Here is a 2,366-nt window from a genome sequence, read left to right as displayed (position 1 = left end):
CTGATAATTCTTCAATAAAATAACCATCATTATGTATTAAATCAATAATAAGTTTAGAATCAAATTGACCTAGTAAATTTTCGATCCTTAAAATTCTATCACAATCCTCCCAGTCAAAATTAATTTGATAATGAGGAAATTTTTCAAGTAATTTTTTGATTACTTGTTTAGCTTGCTTTTGCTTAGTGATATTGGTTTTATATACTTCTACCATTTCATTATAAGTTATTTGTAGCTGCTATTTTATATAAACTAATAATTGTATCGATTTATTTTATCATATACCCTTTTTTCCAAACGTCTCTTTTTTATTGTATTATTTTTTAGATTCCACAACAGCTAAATTATTGATTATTTTCCATTGTTTATCTGTATCCAAAACTAAAGAGTTATACGACACAAAGTAATTCTCGGAACTTTCTAAACGTAGTTTTACCATTGCAATTGTTTCGTTGTCGTCAATACTTTCTATTGTCATTTTTCTTGGTAATCCTCCAAAAACACCCTCTTTTATATTTTGTAAATACTGTTGTTTGTCAATTATGGTAATCCCAGAAGTTCCCATAAATCCATTATTGGTTACTCTAAAATCTTTATGTAAAACTCTATCTAGCATATCGACATCGCTAGTGTCTCCACCTTTTACAAAATGGATTATTGCTTGTTCTATTTTGGTTTTTGTTGACATAATTTATTGCTTTTAAAATATTAGTGTTTTTAATGTTTCTTACACATTAAATTGTCTTAAATGGTGGTCGTTGTGTTTATAGGTAAAAATCCCGATTTCATCTTTTGTCATTTTGCCAAAAAAGTCGTGTATAAACTCATCATTTGAAAAGTTTTGATAGAGATTAATCTGTTCTGTCCACATTAATTTTAAAGAAGGTAAATTATCCACTGTTACTTTTACTGTAAATGCCTTTCCTGCTGGCATATTTTTGCCAATAGGTTTATCATCCTTTGTATTGCTTCTTAAAGCCATTTTTCCAAATATTTTTCCAAGAAAATCTTGTTTGTAAACAATATCATTCTTACCCAAAACCCATTCGTTCCAATTTGTACAATGCTTAGACATTTGATAAACATTCATCTTACCCCAAACAGGTTTATTTTCTTCAGTTAGTGAATTAATTCTTTGAATTAACTCGTCTCTTGTTGATTTGTCAAATATTGTTTTCATTGTCAAAGTTGGTTAAGGGTTGTAATGAGAAATAGTTGCCGGAATCATCTTTAAATAATGCCTCTGTACCATAGAATTCTTTTGTAGGTGGCTTAATAAATTCTACACCTTTAGCCTTCAATTCTTCATATGTCGCAAATATATCGTTGCAACTTAAAACACCACAACCAAATATTCCTTTTTTGATAAGATCAATTAATGATTCCGCTATTTTTTTTGGAAACATTTTGCTTACCTTAACAGGGAACAATACAAGTTGTAAATCAGGTTGTTCGGGTGGTGAAACTGTTAACCAACGTGAATCTGGTCCCATTGGAATATCGTCAACCAATTTGAAACCTAATTTGTTCACATAGAAGTCATAGGCACTATCTTGGTCTAAAACGTGAATGTTTGTTACTGTTAATTTTGTTATCATTACTTTTTCTTTTATTTGTTAAACTCAAAACAAAGATCAGCAATGATTTATTTATTTTCATCTTCAAAATTGCTATTTTCCATCCAACCGTGCATATAGGAATAGCAACTTGGTATAAAAGCTGCTGGAGTAGTTTTAATTTTAGTTTTTCTTTCTTTGTAATGGTTTGAGTAATTTGAAGGTGTTTTGCAAACTAATTTGGTAAAAAGTCCGCTAAATGTACTTACACTATCAAAACCAACGGAGTAGCAAACTTCTGATACGTTCATACCATTTTGTAATAATACTTTAGCTTTTTCAATTCTTGTAATTATCAAATATTGGTGAGGTGACTTTCCATAAATCTGTTTAAAAAGCCTTATAAAATGAAATTTTGAGAAAGAAGCTTCGTCAGAAATATTTTCGAGGTCAATTTTTTCTCCATAATTGCTGTCAATGAAAATTTTTGCTCGAATAATTCGCTGATAAAGATAAATCTTTGGATACAGTTCTGAGTTCATTTATTTAGTTGTTATAATGTGGCATATAAACTATTTCCCATTGATGTCCATCGGGATCAGTTATGCTTGCAGAATAACCCCAGGATTCATCTTGTGTCTGTCCGATTTGTGTAGCTCCGAATTTCAAAGCCGATTGCAAGATTTCGTCTACTTCTCCTTTGCTTTCAGCATTATGACTAAGAATAAAACCCGCAGATTTTTCAGTTTGATTGGGATTTGCGGTTAAAGGTAAAAACTCTTTCCTACGATAAAGTACCAAACTAAATTT

6 protein-coding genes are annotated in these 2,366 nt (G+C 30.2%); all 6 read right to left on the bottom strand.

The genetic code is table 11. From position 1 onward, the window contains the following. On the bottom strand, positions 1–214 hold a 214-nt coding region (locus WBQ70_RS09910), incomplete at its 3' end, for a methyltransferase type 11 (RefSeq protein WP_423913542.1). Between the two features lie 102 nt (positions 215–316). After that, complete coding sequence (locus WBQ70_RS09905; protein ID WP_423913539.1) at positions 317–688, bottom strand: nuclear transport factor 2 family protein; 372 nt, start codon at positions 686–688, stop codon at positions 317–319. A gap of 39 nt (positions 689–727) precedes the next feature. Further along, complete coding sequence (locus WBQ70_RS09900) at positions 728–1,180, bottom strand: DUF1569 domain-containing protein (protein ID WP_423913536.1); 453 nt, start codon at positions 1,178–1,180, stop codon at positions 728–730. After that, positions 1,164–1,598: a VOC family protein gene (locus WBQ70_RS09895; protein WP_423913533.1), complete on the bottom strand. Its 435-nt coding sequence runs from the start codon at positions 1,596–1,598 to the stop codon at positions 1,164–1,166. The genes WBQ70_RS09900 and WBQ70_RS09895 overlap by 17 nt, the downstream gene beginning before the upstream one ends. A gap of 47 nt (positions 1,599–1,645) precedes the next feature. Continuing rightward, on the bottom strand, positions 1,646–2,098 hold the full coding sequence (locus WBQ70_RS09890) for a helix-turn-helix domain-containing protein (protein WP_423913530.1): 453 nt from the start codon (positions 2,096–2,098) through the stop codon (positions 1,646–1,648). Positions 2,099–2,102: 4 nt separating this feature from the next. After that, positions 2,103–2,366: VOC family protein (locus tag WBQ70_RS09885; RefSeq protein ID WP_423913528.1), on the bottom strand; the 264-nt coding region annotated here is incomplete at its 5' end.

The sequence above is a fragment of the Flavobacterium sp. genome (genome assembly GCF_049590715.1).
GTDB lineage: Bacteria > Bacteroidota > Bacteroidia > Flavobacteriales > Flavobacteriaceae > Flavobacterium.
Note: the sequence above shows the minus strand (reverse complement) of the source record. Positions and strands in the feature narration are given on the sequence as shown.

Bases quoted from the DNA above. Each gene is read 5' to 3' on its own strand.
- WBQ70_RS09905 (WP_423913539.1), bottom strand. From the start codon at position 688: ATGTCAACAAAAACCAAAATAGAACAAGCAATAATCCATTTTGTAAAA.
- WBQ70_RS09900 (WP_423913536.1), bottom strand. From the start codon at position 1,180: ATGAAAACAATATTTGACAAATCAACAAGAGACGAGTTAATTCAAAGA.
- WBQ70_RS09895 (WP_423913533.1), bottom strand. From the start codon at position 1,598: ATGATAACAAAATTAACAGTAACAAACATTCACGTTTTAGACCAAGAT.
- WBQ70_RS09890 (WP_423913530.1), bottom strand. From the start codon at position 2,098: ATGAACTCAGAACTGTATCCAAAGATTTATCTTTATCAGCGAATTATT.